This is a genomic window from Citrobacter sp. C348, assembly GCF_047467975.1.
Classification (GTDB): Bacteria; Pseudomonadota; Gammaproteobacteria; order Enterobacterales; family Enterobacteriaceae; genus Citrobacter; species Citrobacter gillenii.
The window spans coordinates 67,231-84,710 of the sequence record NZ_JASJUJ010000014.1 but is presented as its reverse complement, the minus strand read 5'-3'; the positions used below and the strand labels follow the sequence as shown (position 1 = coordinate 84,710).

18 protein-coding genes are annotated in these 17,480 nt (G+C 53.2%); 7 read left to right on the top strand and 11 right to left on the bottom strand.

Annotation, left to right across the window (positions count from 1 at the left end; all coding sequences use genetic code 11):
* Positions 1-20: 20 nt before the first annotated feature.
* The 5 genes from rhaM to rhaB all read right to left on the bottom strand — a co-directional run bounded on the left by rhaM (position 21) and on the right by rhaB (position 5,252).
* Positions 21-335 (bottom strand): L-rhamnose mutarotase, encoded by a 315-nt coding sequence (gene rhaM, locus QNN86_RS21515; RefSeq protein ID WP_096758846.1) that lies wholly within the window; start codon positions 333-335, stop codon positions 21-23.
* The gene (gene fucO, locus QNN86_RS21510) at positions 332-1,480 is read right to left on the bottom strand and encodes a lactaldehyde reductase (protein ID WP_414212310.1); all 1,149 of its coding nucleotides are present in this window, start codon (positions 1,478-1,480) and stop codon (positions 332-334) included. Before fucO ends, rhaM begins: the two co-directional genes overlap by 4 nt.
* Positions 1,481-1,555: 75 nt before the next feature.
* Positions 1,556-2,383, bottom strand: coding sequence for a rhamnulose-1-phosphate aldolase (gene rhaD, locus QNN86_RS21505; protein WP_181618143.1), 828 nt, complete (start codon positions 2,381-2,383; stop codon positions 1,556-1,558).
* Between the two features lie 143 nt (positions 2,384-2,526).
* The gene (rhaA, locus tag QNN86_RS21500; protein WP_279277422.1) at positions 2,527-3,786 is read right to left on the bottom strand and encodes an L-rhamnose isomerase; all 1,260 of its coding nucleotides are present in this window, start codon (positions 3,784-3,786) and stop codon (positions 2,527-2,529) included.
* A complete protein-coding gene (gene rhaB, locus QNN86_RS21495) occupies positions 3,783-5,252 on the bottom strand; it encodes a rhamnulokinase (RefSeq protein WP_414212309.1) in 1,470 nt (489 codons plus the stop codon). The genes rhaA and rhaB overlap by 4 nt, the downstream gene beginning before the upstream one ends.
* Positions 5,253-5,555: 303 nt before the next feature.
* Here rhaB and rhaS point away from each other — a divergent pair, with 303 nt between their 5' ends.
* Positions 5,556-6,404, top strand: a complete 849-nt coding sequence (gene rhaS, locus QNN86_RS21490) for an HTH-type transcriptional activator RhaS (RefSeq protein WP_182270644.1) — start codon at positions 5,556-5,558, stop codon at positions 6,402-6,404.
* A 147-nt stretch (positions 6,405-6,551) separates the two neighbouring features.
* Entirely contained in the window at positions 6,552-7,400 is an 849-nt protein-coding gene (gene rhaR, locus QNN86_RS21485; protein WP_279277421.1) for an HTH-type transcriptional activator RhaR, read from the top strand.
* Here rhaR and rhaT read toward each other — a convergent pair.
* Positions 7,397-8,431, bottom strand: coding sequence for an L-rhamnose/proton symporter RhaT (rhaT, locus tag QNN86_RS21480; RefSeq protein WP_181695126.1), 1,035 nt, complete (start codon positions 8,429-8,431; stop codon positions 7,397-7,399). The two genes, rhaR and rhaT, sit on opposite strands and share 4 nt — an antisense overlap.
* Before the next feature lie 289 nt (positions 8,432-8,720).
* On the opposite strand from rhaT, the gene sodA reads away from it, so the two are divergent.
* Entirely contained in the window at positions 8,721-9,341 is a 621-nt protein-coding gene (gene sodA, locus QNN86_RS21475) for a superoxide dismutase [Mn] (protein WP_096758838.1), read from the top strand.
* An 88-nt stretch (positions 9,342-9,429) separates the two neighbouring features.
* On the opposite strand, the gene QNN86_RS21470 is transcribed toward sodA, so the two are convergent.
* The gene (locus QNN86_RS21470; protein WP_181618141.1) at positions 9,430-10,320 is read right to left on the bottom strand and encodes a dihydrodipicolinate synthase family protein; all 891 of its coding nucleotides are present in this window, start codon (positions 10,318-10,320) and stop codon (positions 9,430-9,432) included.
* 152 nt (positions 10,321-10,472) lie between these two features.
* On the opposite strand from QNN86_RS21470, the gene yiiM reads away from it, so the two are divergent.
* Positions 10,473-11,147 carry a 6-hydroxyaminopurine reductase gene (gene yiiM / locus QNN86_RS21465; protein WP_182270642.1) on the top strand — a complete coding sequence of 225 codons (675 nt, stop codon included), beginning with the start codon at positions 10,473-10,475 and terminating at the stop codon, positions 11,145-11,147.
* A gap of 66 nt (positions 11,148-11,213) precedes the next feature.
* On the opposite strand, the gene cpxA is transcribed toward yiiM, so the two are convergent.
* Both cpxA and cpxR read right to left on the bottom strand, forming a co-directional pair.
* On the bottom strand, positions 11,214-12,587 hold the full coding sequence (gene cpxA, locus QNN86_RS21460; RefSeq protein ID WP_096758834.1) for an envelope stress sensor histidine kinase CpxA: 1,374 nt from the start codon (positions 12,585-12,587) through the stop codon (positions 11,214-11,216).
* Positions 12,584-13,282, bottom strand: coding sequence for an envelope stress response regulator transcription factor CpxR (cpxR, locus tag QNN86_RS21455; RefSeq protein WP_005121756.1), 699 nt, complete (start codon positions 13,280-13,282; stop codon positions 12,584-12,586). Before cpxR ends, cpxA begins: the two co-directional genes overlap by 4 nt.
* Positions 13,283-13,432: 150 nt before the next feature.
* Between cpxR and cpxP the strand changes: the two genes are divergently transcribed.
* A complete protein-coding gene (gene cpxP, locus QNN86_RS21450) occupies positions 13,433-13,933 on the top strand; it encodes a cell-envelope stress modulator CpxP (RefSeq protein WP_117343652.1) in 501 nt (166 codons plus the stop codon).
* Between the two features lie 207 nt (positions 13,934-14,140).
* Here the strand turns inward: cpxP and QNN86_RS21445 are convergent, their stop codons facing one another.
* Together QNN86_RS21445 and QNN86_RS21440 are read right to left on the bottom strand one after the other, a co-directional pair.
* On the bottom strand, positions 14,141-14,500 hold the full coding sequence (locus QNN86_RS21445; protein ID WP_181618139.1) for a putative T6SS immunity periplasmic lipoprotein: 360 nt from the start codon (positions 14,498-14,500) through the stop codon (positions 14,141-14,143).
* Positions 14,497-15,060 (bottom strand): type IV secretion protein Rhs, encoded by a 564-nt coding sequence (locus QNN86_RS21440; RefSeq protein WP_181618138.1) that lies wholly within the window; start codon positions 15,058-15,060, stop codon positions 14,497-14,499. Before QNN86_RS21440 ends, QNN86_RS21445 begins: the two co-directional genes overlap by 4 nt.
* 248 nt (positions 15,061-15,308) lie before the next feature.
* On the opposite strand from QNN86_RS21440, the gene fieF reads away from it, so the two are divergent.
* Positions 15,309-16,211, top strand: a complete 903-nt coding sequence (fieF, locus tag QNN86_RS21435; protein ID WP_096758832.1) for a CDF family cation-efflux transporter FieF — start codon at positions 15,309-15,311, stop codon at positions 16,209-16,211.
* 184 nt (positions 16,212-16,395) lie between these two features.
* Positions 16,396-17,358 (top strand): 6-phosphofructokinase, encoded by a 963-nt coding sequence (gene pfkA / locus QNN86_RS21430; protein WP_117343655.1) that lies wholly within the window; start codon positions 16,396-16,398, stop codon positions 17,356-17,358.
* Positions 17,359-17,480: the final 122 nt, after the last annotated feature.

Genomic DNA, 17,480 nt, shown 5'->3' with positions numbered 1-17,480 from the left:
GCCTTATCCGGCCAACAATACTACTGCAGATAAAACACTTCTTTTAATTCCGCGCTCACCGGGCTGTTGTCCGGGTTGGTGGGCATCACGTCACGCATATGCTTCCACCAACGCTGACACACGTCGGTGCTGGCGACGGCATTCCAGCGCTCTTCGGATTCAATCTCAACGGTGGCAAACAACAGGCTGCGCTCCTGGTCGAGATAAATCGCGTAGTGATGCGCGCCGTGGGCTTTCAGTACGGCTTCCAGCTCTGGCCAGATGGGATTATGCCGACGCTGATACTCAACGTGCGCGTCGGCATTCACCTGCATCACAAAGGCTTTGCGGATCATAACGCCTCCAGATACAGCGAGCGGACGTCTTCGCGGCTGGCGGTGCGCGGATTGCATGGTGCGCACGGATCGGCGAGTGCTTTGTCCAGCCACCCCTCAATGTCCTCTTTGGTCACGCCTAGCTGGCTGAAGCCTGCCGGAATGCTCACGCGCTTGCTCAGGGCACGGATCGCGTTGATGGCTTCCATGCTTGCCACTTCATCGCTCATTTCACGGGTATCAACCCCCATCGCCTGCGCCACGCGAGCAAAGCGCGCCACGGCATTCGGGCGGTTAAAGTTTTCGATAATCGGCAGCAGGATGGCGTTGCAGACGCCGTGCGGCAGATTGTGCGTCGCACCCGGCTGGTGTGCCAGCGCATGTACCAGACCCAGGCCGGCGCTGTTGAACGCCATGCCCGCCAGATACTGACCAAACGCCATTTGCTCACGGGCTTCGAGGTTGTGACCCTCGTCGACCGCTTTGGGTAGCCACAGGTTGATCAGGCGAATCGCTTCTAACGCGTTGGCATCGGTCAATGGATGTGCACCGACGGAGACATAGGCTTCAATGGCGTGGGTCAGGGCATCCATACCGGTCGCGGCGGTCACGGAGGCCGGAATTTCCAGCATCACGCTGGCGTCATCGACGGCGATATCCGGAATAATGTTCGGATCGATGATGACTTCTTTCACCTTGCGTGCGGAATCAATGATCACCGCATTGCTGGTCATTTCTGCGGCCGTACCCGCGGTGGTGTTAATGGCAACCAGCGGAACACCGGCATTTTTCACTTTTCCCACCCCGGAGTACGCCGTGGAGGGGCCTGGGTTAGCGGTCAGGATCTTCACTGCCTTAGCGGTATCGATTGGGCTACCGCCGCCGAAAGCGATGATGTAATCGCATTCAGCGTCCTGGTATGCGGCAAAACCTTGCTGTACCAGTTCTTCCGTTGGGTTCGGGAATACGTCGTCGAACAGATGATACGACATTTTATGCGCATCAAGGGCAGTAAACAGGCTGTCCAGCAGGCCCAGTTTGACCAGTTGACCGTCGGTTACGATCAGCGCCTTACCCCATTGCTTGTTCGCCACGAGGTTGACCATATCACCAATCGCACCAGCGCCGTGCAGACTGATTTTTGGCAGTGCCAACATAAAGCTCATGAATATTCTCCTTAAAGGTAACGTCCTGTAGGCCGGATAAGGCGAAGCCGCATCCGGCGTTGAGTGAGGGAGGTATCAGTACAGCTCTAATGCGCTGGCCAGTGGGGTCACGCCAAAACGTTTACCGAGTGCAATCAGCTCTTCGCGCGTGATGGTTTGCTTCATACCGCCCATCGAATAAATTTTGACTAAAACTTCAGCAGATTTCTCTGCGGTATCTATCAAACCGAACGCTTCATCGAGTGTCGGGCCGCTGCCAAACACGCCGTGGAATGGCCACAAAACCAGAGAATGCTGCTGCATGGAAACTGCCGTTGCTTCGCCGATTTCGTCGGTTCCCGGCACCATCCACGGCAGAATGCCGACGCCGTCCGGGAACACCACCAGACATTCGGTGCTGCCTTCCCACAGCTTGCGGGTGATCAGCGCAGTGCTGTTTTCCAGCACGTAGGTCAGAGCAATCAGATTGGTGGCATGGCAGTGCATGATCACGCGGTCTTTGCCATCGGTGGCTTTCATGCGTTCGCAGTGGGAAAGGAAGTGTGCAGGCAGTTCGGAGGTCGGTACGGCTTCATGGGTCAGCCCCCAAAGAATGTGGTAGCCCGCACCGTCGCTGTCGATTTTCACTACGCCCAAATTGGCTGCCGGATCGAGCTGGACGTTGCGGAAGAACTTGCCGGAACCGGTGACGATAAACGGAGTATTGGCCAGCAGCGGCATCGGCTGACTCAGCGCGATATAGCGCGGTTTTTCATGGAAATCAGCGGTAAAGGGGGCGATATCGGCCTCATCCAGGCGCAGCGTCAGGTTGCCGCCGTTACGCTCATCCCAACCTTTCAGCCAGGCATCAGAAGTAGCTTTGATCATCCCCTGGACGAACCAGGAGGTAGTAATGTTTTGCATGGTCGGTGTTCCTGTTTATTGCCCGAACGTTATCGGGTCTTACGTAGGCCGGATAAGCGCAGCGCCATCCGGCAATCGTGTTTCATTCATTGCCGGATGGCGACGCAGGGCGTCTTATCCGGCCTACAAGGCAGATAACGCCTTTAGCTACGCTTGCTCAGCACGTCTTTTTCATACGCGCGGACGTTGTCCAGCCACTGGCTGCCGGTCGGGGCGTCGTGACGCTGGCAATACATCTCCCAGACCGCCTGCCATGGCAGTGATTTCTGTTCTTCCAGCAGGGCCAGGCGGGCGGTGTAGTCGCCGCTGGCTTCGAGTTGGCGCAGTTGCTCAGTGGGTTCTAACAGCGCACGCAGCAGGGCTTTCTTCATATTGCGGGTGCCGATCACCCACGCGGCAATGCGGTTGATGGAGGCGTCGAAGAAGTCGAGGCCAATGTGTACGCGGTCGAACAGGTTATGGCGTACGATCTCGCTGGCAATCGCCTGAGTTTCATCATCCAGCAATACCACGTGGTCGCTGTCCCAGCGCACCGGACGGCTGACGTGCAGCAGCAGGCGCGGCACGTACAGCATGGCGGCAGAGATCTTGTCGGAAATCACTTCAGTCGGATGGAAGTGACCTGCATCCAGGCACAGTGCGGTCTGGCGGCTGGTGGCGTAGCCCATGTAAAACTCGTTGGAGCCAACGGTGTAGCTTTCTGCGCCGATACCAAACAGTTTGCTCTCGACGGCATCAATATGATGCGCCGGGTCGAACTTCTCGCTGATGACGTCGTCCAGTGCTTCCAGCAGGCGCTGGCGTGGTGCCAGGCGGTCAATGGTGATGTCTTTCATGCCATCCGGGATCCAGATGTTCATCACCGACGGCGTACCCAGCTGTTCGCCAAAGTACGCGGAGACGCGACGGCTGGCTTTGCAGTGGTCAATCCAGAACTGGCGGATGCTGTCGTCAGCGTGTGCCAGCGTGAAACCGTCGGCACTCAACGGATGCGAGAAGCAGGACGGGTTGAAATCCAGCCCTAACTGGTTCGTTTTCGCCCATTCCACCCAGTTTTTAAAGTGTTCAGGTTTGATTTGGTCACGGGATACCGGGGTATCGGATTCCAGGTAGATAGCGTGCAGGTTCAGACGCTTAGGACCCGGGATCAGGCTCAGTGCCTGCTCCAGATCGGCGCGCAGTTCAACGGCGTTACGCGCTTTACCTGGATAATTACCGGTGGCCTGAATGCCGCCGGTGAGCGAACCTTCCGGGTTTTCGAATCCGGCGACATCATCGCCCTGCCAGCAGTGCATGGAGACCGGCAGACGATCGAGCTGGCGTAATGCCTCCTCGACATCGATACCTACCGCGGCGAAACGCAGTTTTGCCAGTTCCCAGGCTTGTTCAAGTTGAGTGGTCATGCGCAAAGCTCCTTTGTCTGTCGTGTTGATTGAAACTGCGCCTGGTAGCGGGCAATTTCACTGTCAGTATTTGGGATGAAGGTTGTCAGGTCGTAGTTAGCGGTCACCACCTGGCGGAAATCATCGACGTTGTTAAGTTCGTCCAGCGTCATCAGCTGAACGCCAATATTGCCGAGCGTAGAGGCCTCAACAGGCCCGGACATGACGCGGATACCGCATGCATCCGCGCACAGTTGGTTGAGCAGGGCGTTCTGGCAGCCGCCGCCAACAATGTGCAGTTGGTTGAAGGCGTGACCACGAAGGTGTGCCAGTTCCTGCAGGACGTCGGCATACAGCAGCGCCAGACTGTCGAAAATACAGCGCGCCAACTCAGCATCCTGAACCGGAACGGGTTGACCGGATTCGCGGCATGCGGCCTGAATTTCTGCGCTCATATCAACTGGGTTGATAAAGCGATCGTCGTTCGGGTTGACCAGGAATTGGCAGGCCGGTAGCGCTTCGGTTTTCGCGATAAGCGCAGGCAGGTCGGTAATCTGCCGCTCTTTTAATACGCGTTGCAGCAGCCACAATCCCATAATATTTTTCAGCACGCGGTAACGTCCTTCCGCGCCGCCTTCGTTGGTGATATTTGCCGCCAGCGCGGCCTCGTTGGCATACGGTGTTTTGCTCTCAAACCCCATCAGGGACCAGGTGCCGGAAGAGAGATAAGCGCTGTTGTTATCGGCCAGCGGTGAAGCGATGACCGCGCTGGCGGTGTCGTGGCTGGCGACGGCAACCACCGGGATCTGATTTTTCTGCGGGCAGATCCAGTGGCCAATTACGTTCCCCGGATGCGTTGGGCGGCCAAACCAGGCTTTGTCTGCGCCGGTCCATGCCAGCAGGGTGTCATCCCAGTCGTCGGTGTTGATATTGACCAACTGCGTAGTGGTGGCGTTGGTATATTCCCAGTTCATTTCGCCGGTCAGGCGGTAGCCGAAGTAGTCGGGGATCATCAGGGCATGCGCCACCTGCGGGACCAGCTCTGGCTGCTGTTCGACCAGCGCGCGGAGCTGATACAGGGTGTTAAAGGGCAGAAACTGAATGCCGCTCCGACGATAGATCTCGCTGTTACCCAGCTGCGCTAAAGCTTGCGACATCACGCCGGTAGTGCGGCTGTCGCGGTAAGAGACCGGCAGACCGACGCGCTGACCGTCTTTACCGATCAGGACGTAATCCACGCCCCAGGTATCAATCCCGATGCTGTCAATCAGGATGCCTTGATCGCAGACCTTCTTCAGCCCCAGGCGAATGTCGTTTTCCAGGCTGTCGATATCCCAGGTGTCAAAACCGTCTGTTTTTTGCAGACAGTTCACGAAGCGGTGGATTTCACGCAGCGTTAGGGTGCGGTGGTCACTGTCGTAACGTGCCAGCATTACGCGTCCGCTGGATGCGCCGAGATCGATAGCGACACAATGGCGAAGAGTCATAGCGAGGTCCTTCTGAGTTTTATTGCACTCAGTCTAAGAACCCCTGGAACGGCGTACCTTCTTGTTAGTGACAGTCACAATAAGCCGCTGGCAGCATGGCAAAGGTGAACGTGATGCTGTTCACAGTTTCGTGTAATGGGCGGGATTTTGTCTGATGTGACCCCTTCCGCATTTCCCGATCTTTCCTGCCGTTTCTTGAAGAATTAACCGTGTTTACGCACTTTGGCGTCAAAAATTTAAGGTGAGGGTCATAACCCTTAATTACTATGCAGCCATGTTCATTTGATCTGGAAGGAAGTCATCATGACCGTACTGCATTGCGTGGATTTTTTTCCGACAGGTAAAGCGCCTGTGGCGATCGAACCGCGACTGCCCCAGACTGCTTTTCCCGAGCATCATCATGATTTTCATGAAATTGTGATAGTTGAGCATGGGACAGGTATTCATGTTTTCAATGGACAGCCCTACACCATTAGCGGCGGGACGGTCTGTTTTGTCCGCGATCATGACAGACACTTATATGAACATACTGACAATCTGTGCCTGACAAATGTACTGTATCGTTCCCCTGATGCGTTTCAGTTTCTGGCCGGGTTAAACCAGTTGTTACCTCAGGAGCAGAACGGTCAGTATCCGTCCCACTGGCGCGTGAATCAGGGCGTATTGCAGCAGGTCCGTCACTTGGTGGGGCAAATAGAGCATCTTGGTGAGGAGATGGATACGCCGACGGCGGCCAATCGCGAGATCCTGTTTATGCAACTTCTGGTGCTGCTACGCAAAAGCAGTCTGATGGAAGCGGCAGCAGATAACGATGCGCGGCTAAACCGGCTGATGGCGTGGCTGGAAGATAATTTTGCCGACGAAGTCTGCTGGGACGCTGTGGCCGAGCAATTTTCGCTCTCTTTACGCACCTTGCACCGCCAGCTTAAGCAGCAAACCGGGCTGACGCCGCAGCGCTATCTCAATCGCCTGCGGTTGATCAAAGCACGGCACTTATTGCGCCATAGTGATGACAGCGTTACGGACATCGCTTACCGCTGCGGTTTTGGCGACAGTAACCACTTTTCGACGCTATTTCGCCGGGAATTTAACTGGTCGCCGCGCGATATTCGCCAGGGCCGCGACGTCGTGGCCAGAAGCAGCCTCCAGTAACGCGAAAGCTATCACCGTTTTTTACCGCCGAATCTCAGATAATTATGTTCCTTCACGCCGGATGGCGGCTACGCCTTATCCGGCCTACGAGTCACGTAATCTGTAGGCCGGATAAGGCGTAGCCGCCATCCGGCAGGGAATATTGTGGTGGTGAATCAGCTAATCCTTCTGAAATCAGACTTTTTTGCGAGCGAACAGCAGGCTGTTGCCGTCGCCGATCGCTATCCGCAGGATGTGTTTGCCGAGCATACTCATGAGTTTTGTGAACTGGTGATGGTCTGGCGCGGCAATGGCCTGCATGTCCTCAACGATCGACCGTACCGGATAACGCGTGGCGATCTGTTTTACATTCGCGCCGCAGACAAACATTCGTACACCTCCGTTAACGACCTCGTCCTGCAGAATATTATCTACTGCCCTGAGCGGTTGACGCTGAATCTGGGATGGGACGACGTGATCCCCGGTTTTAACGGCACACCGTGCCAGCCCCACTGGCGTCTGGGCAGTGCCGGTATGGCTCAGGCCCGACAGGTGATTAGCCAACTGGAACACGAAAGCCAGCAGCGTGATCCGTTATGTAATGATATGGCGGAGCTGTTGTTCGGACAGTTGGTGACGCTTCTCAAGCGCCATCGTTATGCCACGGATAGGCTCCCGGCAACCACCAGTGAGACACTGCTGGATAAGCTGATCACCGCGCTGGCCGGCAGCCATGAGCATACCTTTGAACTGGATAAATTTTGTCAACGGGAGCAGTGCAGCGAGCGCGTGCTGCGTCAGCAGTTTCGCAGCCAGACTGGAATGACCATCAACCAGTATCTTCGACAGGTGCGGGTCTGCCACGCTCAGTATTTGCTGCAACATAGCAAGTTGATGATTGGTGAGATTTCTATGCGTTGTGGCTTTGAGGACAGTAACTACTTTTCGGTGGTGTTTACGCGAGAAACCGGGATGACGCCGAGCCAGTGGCGTCATCTCAGTAATCCGCAGGACTAGCTGGCCATTCCCAGACCGACAATGTTTGCGGCAAGGATAATCACCACGCAGCCGAGGCTCAGCACACCCACGGGACGACGGCCCGCGTTCTTCCACTCTTTCAGCATCAGACCGACAATGCCGCCGCACAGGACGTAGAAACTCATGTGCAGCATCCAGCTGACGTAGTCATATTGCGCCGGAATACTGGCGTGGCCCCAGGCGTAGAAGAAAAATTGCAGATACCACATCAGGCCACCGAGCGCGGATAGCAGCACGTTGGTGATGATCAGCGATTTGGCGAGTGAGAAGTCAGCTTTGATCGACAAGTTTTTGACTTTTGCCAGGCGAATAAAGCAGAAGCCGAGGTTAACTAACGCGCCGCCGCCCATGATGACCACATAGCTTGGCAAGGCAACATACAGCGGGTCGACGCCCAACGCGGCAGCGGCGTCGTGCATCGGTTTAGCGGCGTTCATGGCAAAGGACATACCGGCAGAGAAAATGCCGCACATCACCGCCAGAACCAACCCTTTTTTCAGGTTGAACTCTTCAGCCTTGATGCCCATTTTGCGTTCTTTTAACTGTCCCGCTCGGGTAACAATGCCGACGCCAATCAGGGCGACCAGCACGCCGAGCAGGGTCATGCGGCCGCCATTAGTGTTGATCAACACATCAAAGTTACCGTTGATGATCGGGGTCATCAGCGTGCCGACAATCAACGTTATGCCAATTGCGATGCCGATCCCCATCGACATGCCGAGATAGCGCATGGTCAGACCATAGTTGATATTACCGATCCCCCACATGGCACCGAACAGGAATATCGGCAGCAGCGTGGAGAAGCTAAAAGAGCCGAAGTAAGCCCAGAAATCCGGGAGCAACATGGCGCTGATGGTCCACGGCAGGATAAGCCAGGAGACAATCCCGCCAACTGACCACATTGTTTCCCATGACCAATGTTTGACTTGTTTAAACGGGGCATAGAAACAGGCTGCACTGGCTGCGCCTATCAAATGCCAAAAGATACCCATCGTAATCGCGTTACTCATGACTTAATCCTCGTTATTTTTTATCGTCGGTGATGAACCCTCCGACACAACGAGTTTAAAAATTATGCAGGTGATTAACCTTTTGACGATTGCCGTCATTTGACGCTTGTTGGCAGCTATCACGTTAAGTGGGTGATTTGGCTCACATCTTCAACATGGGTGATGAATTATTAAGACCCTGTAAAAAGTACGGCATTGATAATCATTTTCAATATCATTTAATTAACTATAATGACCCAACTGCTTACGCGGCGTTAACACTGGCCGCCCGACAATACTGGAGATGATTATGAGTTATACACTGCCATCCCTGCCGTACGCTTATGATGCCCTTGAACCGCACTTCGATAAGCAGACGATGGAAATCCACCATACCAAGCACCACCAGGCCTATGTAAACAACGCGAACGCTGCGCTGGAAAGCCTGCCTGAATTCGCTAGCCTGCCTGTTGAAGAGCTGATCACTAAACTGGATCAGCTGCCAGCGGATAAGAAAACCGTACTGCGTAACAACGCAGGCGGCCACGCTAACCACAGCCTGTTCTGGAAAGGTCTGAAAACCGGTACTACGCTGCAGGGTGACCTGAAAGCGGCTATCGAACGCGACTTTGGCTCTGTTGATAACTTCAAAGCTGAATTTGAAAAAGCAGCGGCAACCCGTTTCGGTTCTGGCTGGGCATGGCTGGTACTGAAAGGTGACAAACTGGCTGTGGTTTCTACTGCCAACCAGGATTCCCCGCTGATGGGTGAGGCTATCTCTGGCGCTTCCGGCTTCCCGATCGTGGGCCTGGACGTTTGGGAACACGCTTACTACCTGAAATTCCAGAACCGTCGCCCGGACTACATCAAAGCATTCTGGGACGTGGTTAACTGGGACGAAGCTGCGGCGCGTTTCGCGGCGAAAAAATAAGCCCCTTACAGCCTGATGGCGTAGAGCGGTAACGCTGTATTGCCTGATGCACTTACCCGGCCCACATCATGATGCGGGCCGGGTAATATTAACGCCCAAACACCTCATCAATTATTCGGCATTGGTCCTCGTTTAACTTCCCACCTGCATTACGCGAAACGCCGGTGCAATAGCCAAACTTACGCGACACCACGGTTTTAATGGTGGTGACAAAATCCTCGCCAATAGCGTAGATGGACATGTACGTGCCAATCTTATCCTGAATATCACGCAACGCCGCCAGGTCGCCCTGTTTAAACGCCTCGCGTGCGTGGACAAACAGCTCAGGCATCACGTTATTTAGGCCAGAAATAATCCCCGCGCCGCCTGCCAGCAGGTTGGGGATGTAATATTCGTCGTAACCGGAGAGTACGGCAAAATCTTTGCGTACAGCGCGGGTGGTCTGAATCATACTGCGGGTATGGGACTGGCAGTCCACGGTGTCTTTGATACCGGCGAAGTTCGGGAATTCCCCGGCCAGGGTAGCAACCAGCTCAGGTGTTAAATCACAGCCGGTACGCGCCGGGAAGTTATAGGCAAACCATTGACCGCTGAGTTTCTGCCCTAACTGGCGGAAGTAGCTCAGCAACTGTGTTGCCGTTTGTCCGTAATAGTAAGGTGGCAGGATCATGACGGCATCGTATCCCGCGTGATACGCTTCCTGCGCCATCAGTAGCACATCACTCTGGCAGGTGGATGAGACGTTGGCGACCATCTTCAGCGAGCTCATGGCACGGGCCTCACGGATTAGCTGCAGCCTTTCGTCGAGCGTAAAGGAGGCAAATTCCCCAATGCTGCCCATCAACAAAATAACGTCGATCTGTGCCTCGGTAAGGCGTTTGAGATGCTGGCTCAGACCGTTGAAATCGATCTTGCCGTCATTGTCCATTGGCGTAATGGAAGGACACCAGACGCCAGCAAATTGCGATTGACCCGTCACGTTGTCGACTCCTTAATTGAAATGTTGTTTCAAAACCAACTTACATTGATAGCATGTGTCCCTACGTTTCACACCAACCGTGCTCTCATTTTGAGCGAATAGGGTAGAATAAATAGGGTGTAATGGGGAAAAGTTATCGGGAGAGGGAACAGATGCGATATCCGGTTGATGTATTTGCAGGCAAGATTCGGGATTACACGGGAAGCCGCCCCAGTGCGATTGCGAAAGTTCAGGTCGATGGCGAGCTGATGCTGACCGAATTAGGGTTGGCAGGGGATGAACAGGCAGAAACGAAAATTCACGGTGGGCCGGACCGCGCGCTGTGCCACTATCCGCGTGAACACTACCTATACTGGCAACAGGCTTTTCCTGAACAGGCAGAGTTGTTTGTTGCGCCCGCTTTTGGCGAGAATCTGTCAACGCAGGGCATGACGGAAGAGAATGTTTTTATTGGTGATATCTTCCAGTGGGGTGAGGCGCTGATTCAGGTCACACAGCCACGCTCGCCGTGCTTTAAGCTGAATTTTCATTTTGCTATTAGCGACATGGCAAGTCAGATGCAGGATGCGGGTAAGACCGGCTGGCTGTGCAGCGTTATCGCACCAGGCATGGTATCAGCAGATGCGCCGTTGGTGCTGGCGTCTCGCGTGAGCGACGTCAGCGTACAGGAGGCCATCGCCATAGCCTGGCATATGCCGTTTGACGACGACCAGTATCATCGTTTGCTGTCGGCGGCGGGACTGTCAAAGAGCTGGACCAGAACCATGCAAAAACGCCGCTTAAGCGGCAAGATCGAAGATAATTCGCGAAGATTGTGGGGAAAATAAGGCGATTATTGAACCTGTAGGCCGGATAAGATGCGTTAGCATCGTCATCCGGCGCAACAGGCACAATTACGCACGTTTATACAGCGGCAGCCAGAGCACCAGGCGCAGACCACCCAATGGGCTGTCTTCGGCCTTGACCCAGCCACGATGCTGCTGAATAGCGGTTTCAACAATTGCCAGACCCAGACCAGTACCGCCAGATTCGCGATCGCGCGCTTCATCGGTACGATAGAATGGACGGAAAATCTGTTCTCTGTCTTCGGGGCTCACGCCCGGACCATCATCGTCCACGGTGATGGTAATCCCGTCTTTATCTACCGCGAAGCCCACTTCAATCCTGGTGTGTGAGTAGCGCAGGGCGTTGCGAACAATGTTCTCCAGCGCACTTTCCAGCGTATTCGGGTTACCGTACAGCGGCCACGGCCCTGGCGGGAAGTTAACTGTGAACGATTTGCCCATCTGCTCGGCTTCAAAGGCGGCGTTATCCAGCACGTCACCCCACAGGTGATTCGCCTTCACGGTTTCACTGACCAGCGCGTTTTTCTGCTGATTGCGCGACATGACCAGCAGATCGTTGATCATGCTGTCCAGTCGATGCGCTTCCATTTCAATACGCTCCAGCTCTTTGCTCTCGCCGCTACGACGGCGCAGCAGAGCGGTCCCCAGTTGCAGACGCGTTAACGGCGTTCTCAACTCGTGAGAGATGTCCGACAGCAGGCGTTGCTGTGAGGTCATCATGCGTTCCAGCGCCGTCACCATCTGGTTAAAGCTGGCGCCTGCCGCCAGGAATTCTTGCGGACCGGCTTCCAGTTCAGGATGCTGACGCAGGTTACCCTGTGCCACTTCATCCGCCGCATTTTTCAGCTTACGTGCCGGTTTTGCCAGACTCCAGGCCAGCCAAAGCAGCAACGGAGAGCTGACTAACATGGTTACGATCAGCAGTAACAGCGGTCGGTCAAACAGCAGGTTGATGAAGTCAGATTGTGAACTGCTGGCAGGCCGAATGAGGTACAGCTGGTAGTTATCTTCGCCATCTCTGACGGAGAAAGGCCCAACCATTTCAACACGACCGTATTTTTTCTTTTGCGGATGATCGGCGTTATCGGCCTGACCAATAAAGTTACGAATGATCTGCATTTCGTTGCGTTCTGCGCCGATCACGCGTCCTTCCGTAGTAACAAGTAATAGCCGCTGTCCCGGCGGCGCCCACTTGTCTATCGCACGAAACAAGCGACGCCACCACATCAAATCGTTGGGCGGATCGTTCGCCAGTTCAGCTTCAACGTGCTGCTCAATCATCAACCCCTGGCGCTGTTCGCTATCCAGTAGCTCGGTCATCTGGCGTGAGTCGAGCTTGGGTAACATCAGCACCAGCATCAGTACCAGTGCCAGCGTTAACCAGAAGATGGCAAAGATGCGTGCGGTTAAACTTCCTATCATGAAGCGGAGACCATCAGATAGCCGCGACCGCGCAGGGTTTTAAACCACGGGTGCCCGTCTTTACGCTCCGGCAGCTTACGACGCAGGTTCGAGATATGCATGTCGATAGCACGATCGAACGGTGTCAGGCGTTTGCCCAGCACTTCCTGGCTTAAATGTTCACGAGAAACCACCTGGCCGAGATGCTGCGCCAGCAAATACAGCAGGGTGAATTCGGTACCGGTTAACTCCAGGGTTTGCCCGTCAAAGCTGGCTTCCTGGCGACCCGGATTGAGGCTTAACGCATCCACCTCCAGCGTCGGCGAGCCGTTATCGCTGTTCTGCTGCTGTTCGCTCCAGTGGGAGCGGCGCAGAATCGCGCGGATACGCGCGACCAGTTCGCGGTCGTTAAACGGTTTGGGTAAATAATCGTCCGCGCCCAGCTCAAGGCCGAGTACGCGATCCAGTTCGCTGCCGCGGGCGGTCAGCATGATTACGGGTGTCTGGTGTGTCTGGCGAAGTGCTTTCAGTGTATCAATGCCGTTTTTCTTCGGCATCATGACGTCGAGCAAAAGTAAATCGATGCTGTCATCCAGAAGCTCCAGTGCCTGCTCCCCATCATGGGCAACCAGCACATCGAAACCTTCCATTTCGAGCAGCTCCTTTAACAGGGATGTCAGCTCTCGGTCATCATCAACTAGCAGTATTTTATTCATTTTTTACGTACCTCCGAGGCAGAAATTACGACATCAGGCGGCGCTAATCTATGACTTTACGTTGTTTTACACCCCCTGACGCATGTTTGCAGCCCGAATCGTAAACTGTCTCTCGTTGAATCGCGACAGAAAAGATTTTGGGAGCAAGTGATGGGCAAAGTTACCGCTGCCGTCATGGCCTCAACGCTGGCACTCAGTACGTTTAGCCATGCAGCTGAAGTCGTCACAGGCGATCACTGGCACCTGGGTGAAAGCTCTTCGCAACGTAATGCGCAGAGCCACATGTTTGACGGTATCAGTTTAACCGAACATCAACGTCAACAGATGCGAGATTTAATGCAGCAGGCCAGACATGAGCAGCCTCCTGTTAATGTTAGCGAAATGGAGACAATGCATCGTCTTGTCACCGCAGAGAATTTTGATGAAAGCGCTGTGCGCGCTCAGGCAGAAAAGATGGCACAACAGCAGGTTGCCCGCCAGGTTGAAATAGCCAAGGTCCGCAACCAGATGTATCGCCTGTTAACGCCCGAGCAGCAAGCGGTTTTAAATGAGAAACATGAACAACGAATGGAGCAGCTGCGTGATGTAGCGCAATGGCAAAAAAGCTCATCGTTGAATTTATTGAGTAGTAGCAACTCACGTTCCCAGTAGTAACCCTGTTTTCCTTGCCATAGACACCATCCCTGTCTTCCCCCACATGATGTGGGGGTTTTTTTTGCCCAAAATTCCAGTGAACTACCAAAGATAAACAGCGACTTGCAGAAGGTATTTAGCGCTTATAAAAGCTTTTGTTATGTGTGGCTGACCTCAATGTAACTCACTGCCTTGATGTAGAACCATGTAAATTTATAATAATGCTCAGCTTTTTCCTAAATCCAACACAGTACCATCATGGGTAGTGATAAATGTGTAGTAGTGATTTTTTCCATTTAAGGTATAGCTTGCACCATACACAACCCCTTTCTCTAAATTGACCGTGAAGCAGGTACCGGGGTAGGAGAGATGTTTAAAATCGCCGACTAATAATTTTTTATACTCTCTACCATTAGTTGACAGAATATATCTGTTTAACACATCTTTTTTATCTATGGTAAAGCAAACACGATTGCCATCTACGTGGATCGCCCGTCGTTCACCGGACTCTGCACCCTCTCTGCCTTTCCCTGGGCATCCGGCCAGAAATAAAAGTAAAGGGAGAAAAAAGAGCGATTTCTTCATATCGGAAAGCTCCCGAGTACCTTTTCATATTTCTGCATTAACTTCAGCTCCGGTTCTTCTGGGTCATAATCACGGTAAACATACAGATCGCTATGCCCATCAAACCCATAATGCTTTAACAACCAGTAATCGCTGACTAAGGATGCTTGCTGCTCCAGTCCGTAATCAAGTAGATTTTTTTCATTAAGGCTGTATGTATAATCAGCTGCCCATGAGAACGCCCCGCGCGTCCGTACCCACATTCCAGATTGGTGCTGCCAAACATGCATCATTTCATGCAAAAAAAGATGCTGGGCATTTGGCGTTGGCTGTTTTGTTGGCATCGAGAAATCATCTTCGTATTTTATTGTTCTAAACCACATTTCGCCGTCAGGCGTCATCGCCTGACCTGGGTTTTGAGTATCAAAAGGAAGATAACTTTCCAGATGAACCCAAACCTGATGGTAAAGAATGCTGAAGCCAAAGAGCGAGTTTGCAAGATTTATCTCGCCAAGCCTTAACCTACGCAGACCTCCTTCTTGGATCGGTTTCCAGTCAATAGAATTAGGGTAATACGGCATCTTAATCCCTCAAGATATGTTGATTGAGTGTTTATCGTACACCTAAAGTAAATGAGGATTAGAAGTGTTACAGAGAGGCCTTAAAAATTCAGAATAAAACGTATTCAGGTGACGTATTGCTGCAACATTCCATCCCTGTCTTCCCCCACATGATGTGGTTTTTTTTTGCCCAAAATTTGACACTTTCTTATTGCCTGACTGTTTTAGTTCATCCGTTATACTAGCGGCATATCCTGACGGGAGTGTTTATGAATCAAACTTATGGGCGGCTGGTGAGCCGGGCGGCTATCGCGGCAACCGTGATGGCTTCGCTGTTACTTTTGATCAAAATTTTTGCGTGGTGGTACACCGGGTCGGTGAGTATTCTGGCGGCACTGGTGGACTCTTTGGTCGATATCGCCGCGTCGTTAACCAATTTGCTGGTGGTGCGCTATTCCTTACAGCCAGCCGATGATGAACATACGTTCGGGCACGGGAAAGCAGAATCGCTGGCGGCGCTGGCGCAAAGCATGTTTATTTCTGGCTCGGCGCTATTTTTATTCTTGACTGGTATTCAGCATCTCGTCCAACCGACGCCGATGAAAGATCCGGGCGTCGGGGTGATCGTCACCGTCATTGCGTTAATTTGTACTATCATACTGGTCACGTTTCAGCGCTGGGTGGTAAAGCGTACGCAAAGTCAGGCTGTCCGGGCAGATATGCTTCATTATCAGTCTGATGTTATGATGAACGGCGCTATTCTCGTCGCGCTTGGTCTGGCATGGTACGGTTGGCATCGTGCGGATGCCTTGTTTGCGCTCGGGATTGGCATCTATATTCTATATAGCGCATTGCGTATGGGCTACGAGGCGGTGCAATCCTTGCTGGATCGCGCCTTGCCCGATGAAGAACGTCAGGAAATTATTGATATAGTGACGTCATGGCCAGGAGTTAGCGGCGCTCACGATCTTCGCACGCGGCAGTCAGGGCCGACCCGCTTTATTCAGATTCATTTGGAAATGGAAGATAATCTGCCGCTGGTTCAGGCGCATTTAGTGGCTGAACAGGTTGAGCAGGCGATTTTGCGGCGTTTCCCGGGATCGGATGTGATTATTCATCAGGATCCCTGTTCAGTCGTACCCAAGGAAGGCAAGATGTTTGAGCTTTCATAATTCGTTGTAAAAAAGTGAGCAGGGCCAGCATTTTGTGTATAAATTACCACCGTTTGGCCTGACCTGAATCAATTCAGCAGGAAGTGATTGTTATACTATCTGCATATTCGTTGGATCGTTTCGATATGCGGAATCGACTTCCGGCAGCAGATTTCATTTTGCATTCCAAAGTTCAGAGGTAGTCATGATTAAGAAAATCGGTGTGTTGACAAGCGGCGGTGATGCGCCGGGCATGAACGCAGCAATCCGTGGTGTTGTACGTGCAGCGTTGACGGAAGGACTGGAAGTCATGGGGATCCATGATGGCTACCTGGGTTTGTATGAAGACCGTATGGTTCAGCTCGACCGTTATAGCGTGTCCGACATGATCAACCGTGGCGGTACTTTCCTCGGTTCTGCTCGCTTCCCGGAATTCCGCGACGAAAACGTGCGCGCTGTGGCTATCGAAAACCTGAAGAAGCGTGGGATTGACGCCCTGGTTGTTATCGGTGGTGACGGTTCCTACTTGGGTGCAAAACGTCTGACTGAAATGGGTTTCCCGTGCATTGGCCTGCCGGGTACTATCGACAACGATATTAAAGGCACCGACTACACTATCGGCTACTTCACCGCACTGGGTACCGTGGTAGAAGCGATTGACCGTCTGCGTGACACCTCTTCTTCTCACCAGCGTATCTCCATCGTTGAAGTGATGGGGCGCTACTGTGGTGACCTGACTCTGGCGGCAGCAATTGCCGGTGGCTGCGAATTCGTCGTCGTTCCGGAAGTTGAATTCAGCCGTGACGATCTGGTCGCTGAAATCAAAGCTGGCATCGCCAAAGGTAAGAAACACGCGATTGTGGCGATCACCGAGCACATGTGTGACGTTGATGAACTGGCGCATTACATCGAGAAAGAAACCGGCCGTGAAACGCGCTCAACCGTACTGGGTCACATCCAGCGTGGTGGTTCCCCGGTGCCTTACGACCGTATTCTGGCATCCCGTATGGGGGCGTATGCTATTGATCTGCTGCTTGAAGGTCATGGCGGTCGCTGCGTCGGTATTCAGAACGAACAGTTGGTTCACCACGACATCATCGATGCTATCGAGAATATGAAGCGTCCGTTCAAAGGTGACTGGCTGGACTGCGCGAAAAAACTGTACTGATTGCAATTGCCGGATGGCGGCTTGCGCCTTATCCGGCCTACATGATGCAAATCGTAGGCCTGATAAGCGTAGCGCCATCAGGCAAAAACCCGACTCCATATATTCCCCCTCGTTATAGCAAA

Bases quoted from the DNA above. Each gene is read 5' to 3' on its own strand.
- cpxA (WP_096758834.1), bottom strand. From the start codon at position 12,587: ATGATAGGAAGTTTAACCGCACGCATCTTTGCCATCTTCTGGTTAACG.
- sodA (WP_096758838.1), top strand. From the start codon at position 8,721: ATGAGTTATACACTGCCATCCCTGCCGTACGCTTATGATGCCCTTGAA.
- fieF (WP_096758832.1), top strand. From the start codon at position 15,309: ATGAATCAAACTTATGGGCGGCTGGTGAGCCGGGCGGCTATCGCGGCA.
- fucO (WP_414212310.1), bottom strand. From the start codon at position 1,480: ATGAGCTTTATGTTGGCACTGCCAAAAATCAGTCTGCACGGCGCTGGT.
- rhaM (WP_096758846.1), bottom strand. From the start codon at position 335: ATGATCCGCAAAGCCTTTGTGATGCAGGTGAATGCCGACGCGCACGTT.
- rhaT (WP_181695126.1), bottom strand. From the start codon at position 8,431: ATGAGTAACGCGATTACGATGGGTATCTTTTGGCATTTGATAGGCGCA.
- cpxP (WP_117343652.1), top strand. From the start codon at position 13,433: ATGGGCAAAGTTACCGCTGCCGTCATGGCCTCAACGCTGGCACTCAGT.
- QNN86_RS21445 (WP_181618139.1), bottom strand. From the start codon at position 14,500: ATGAAGAAATCGCTCTTTTTTCTCCCTTTACTTTTATTTCTGGCCGGA.
- rhaS (WP_182270644.1), top strand. From the start codon at position 5,556: ATGACCGTACTGCATTGCGTGGATTTTTTTCCGACAGGTAAAGCGCCT.
- rhaB (WP_414212309.1), bottom strand. From the start codon at position 5,252: ATGACTCTTCGCCATTGTGTCGCTATCGATCTCGGCGCATCCAGCGGA.
- yiiM (WP_182270642.1), top strand. From the start codon at position 10,473: ATGCGATATCCGGTTGATGTATTTGCAGGCAAGATTCGGGATTACACG.
- QNN86_RS21440 (WP_181618138.1), bottom strand. From the start codon at position 15,060: ATGCCGTATTACCCTAATTCTATTGACTGGAAACCGATCCAAGAAGGA.
- rhaA (WP_279277422.1), bottom strand. From the start codon at position 3,786: ATGACCACTCAACTTGAACAAGCCTGGGAACTGGCAAAACTGCGTTTC.
- rhaD (WP_181618143.1), bottom strand. From the start codon at position 2,383: ATGCAAAACATTACTACCTCCTGGTTCGTCCAGGGGATGATCAAAGCT.
- cpxR (WP_005121756.1), bottom strand. From the start codon at position 13,282: ATGAATAAAATACTGCTAGTTGATGATGACCGAGAGCTGACATCCCTG.
- pfkA (WP_117343655.1), top strand. From the start codon at position 16,396: ATGATTAAGAAAATCGGTGTGTTGACAAGCGGCGGTGATGCGCCGGGC.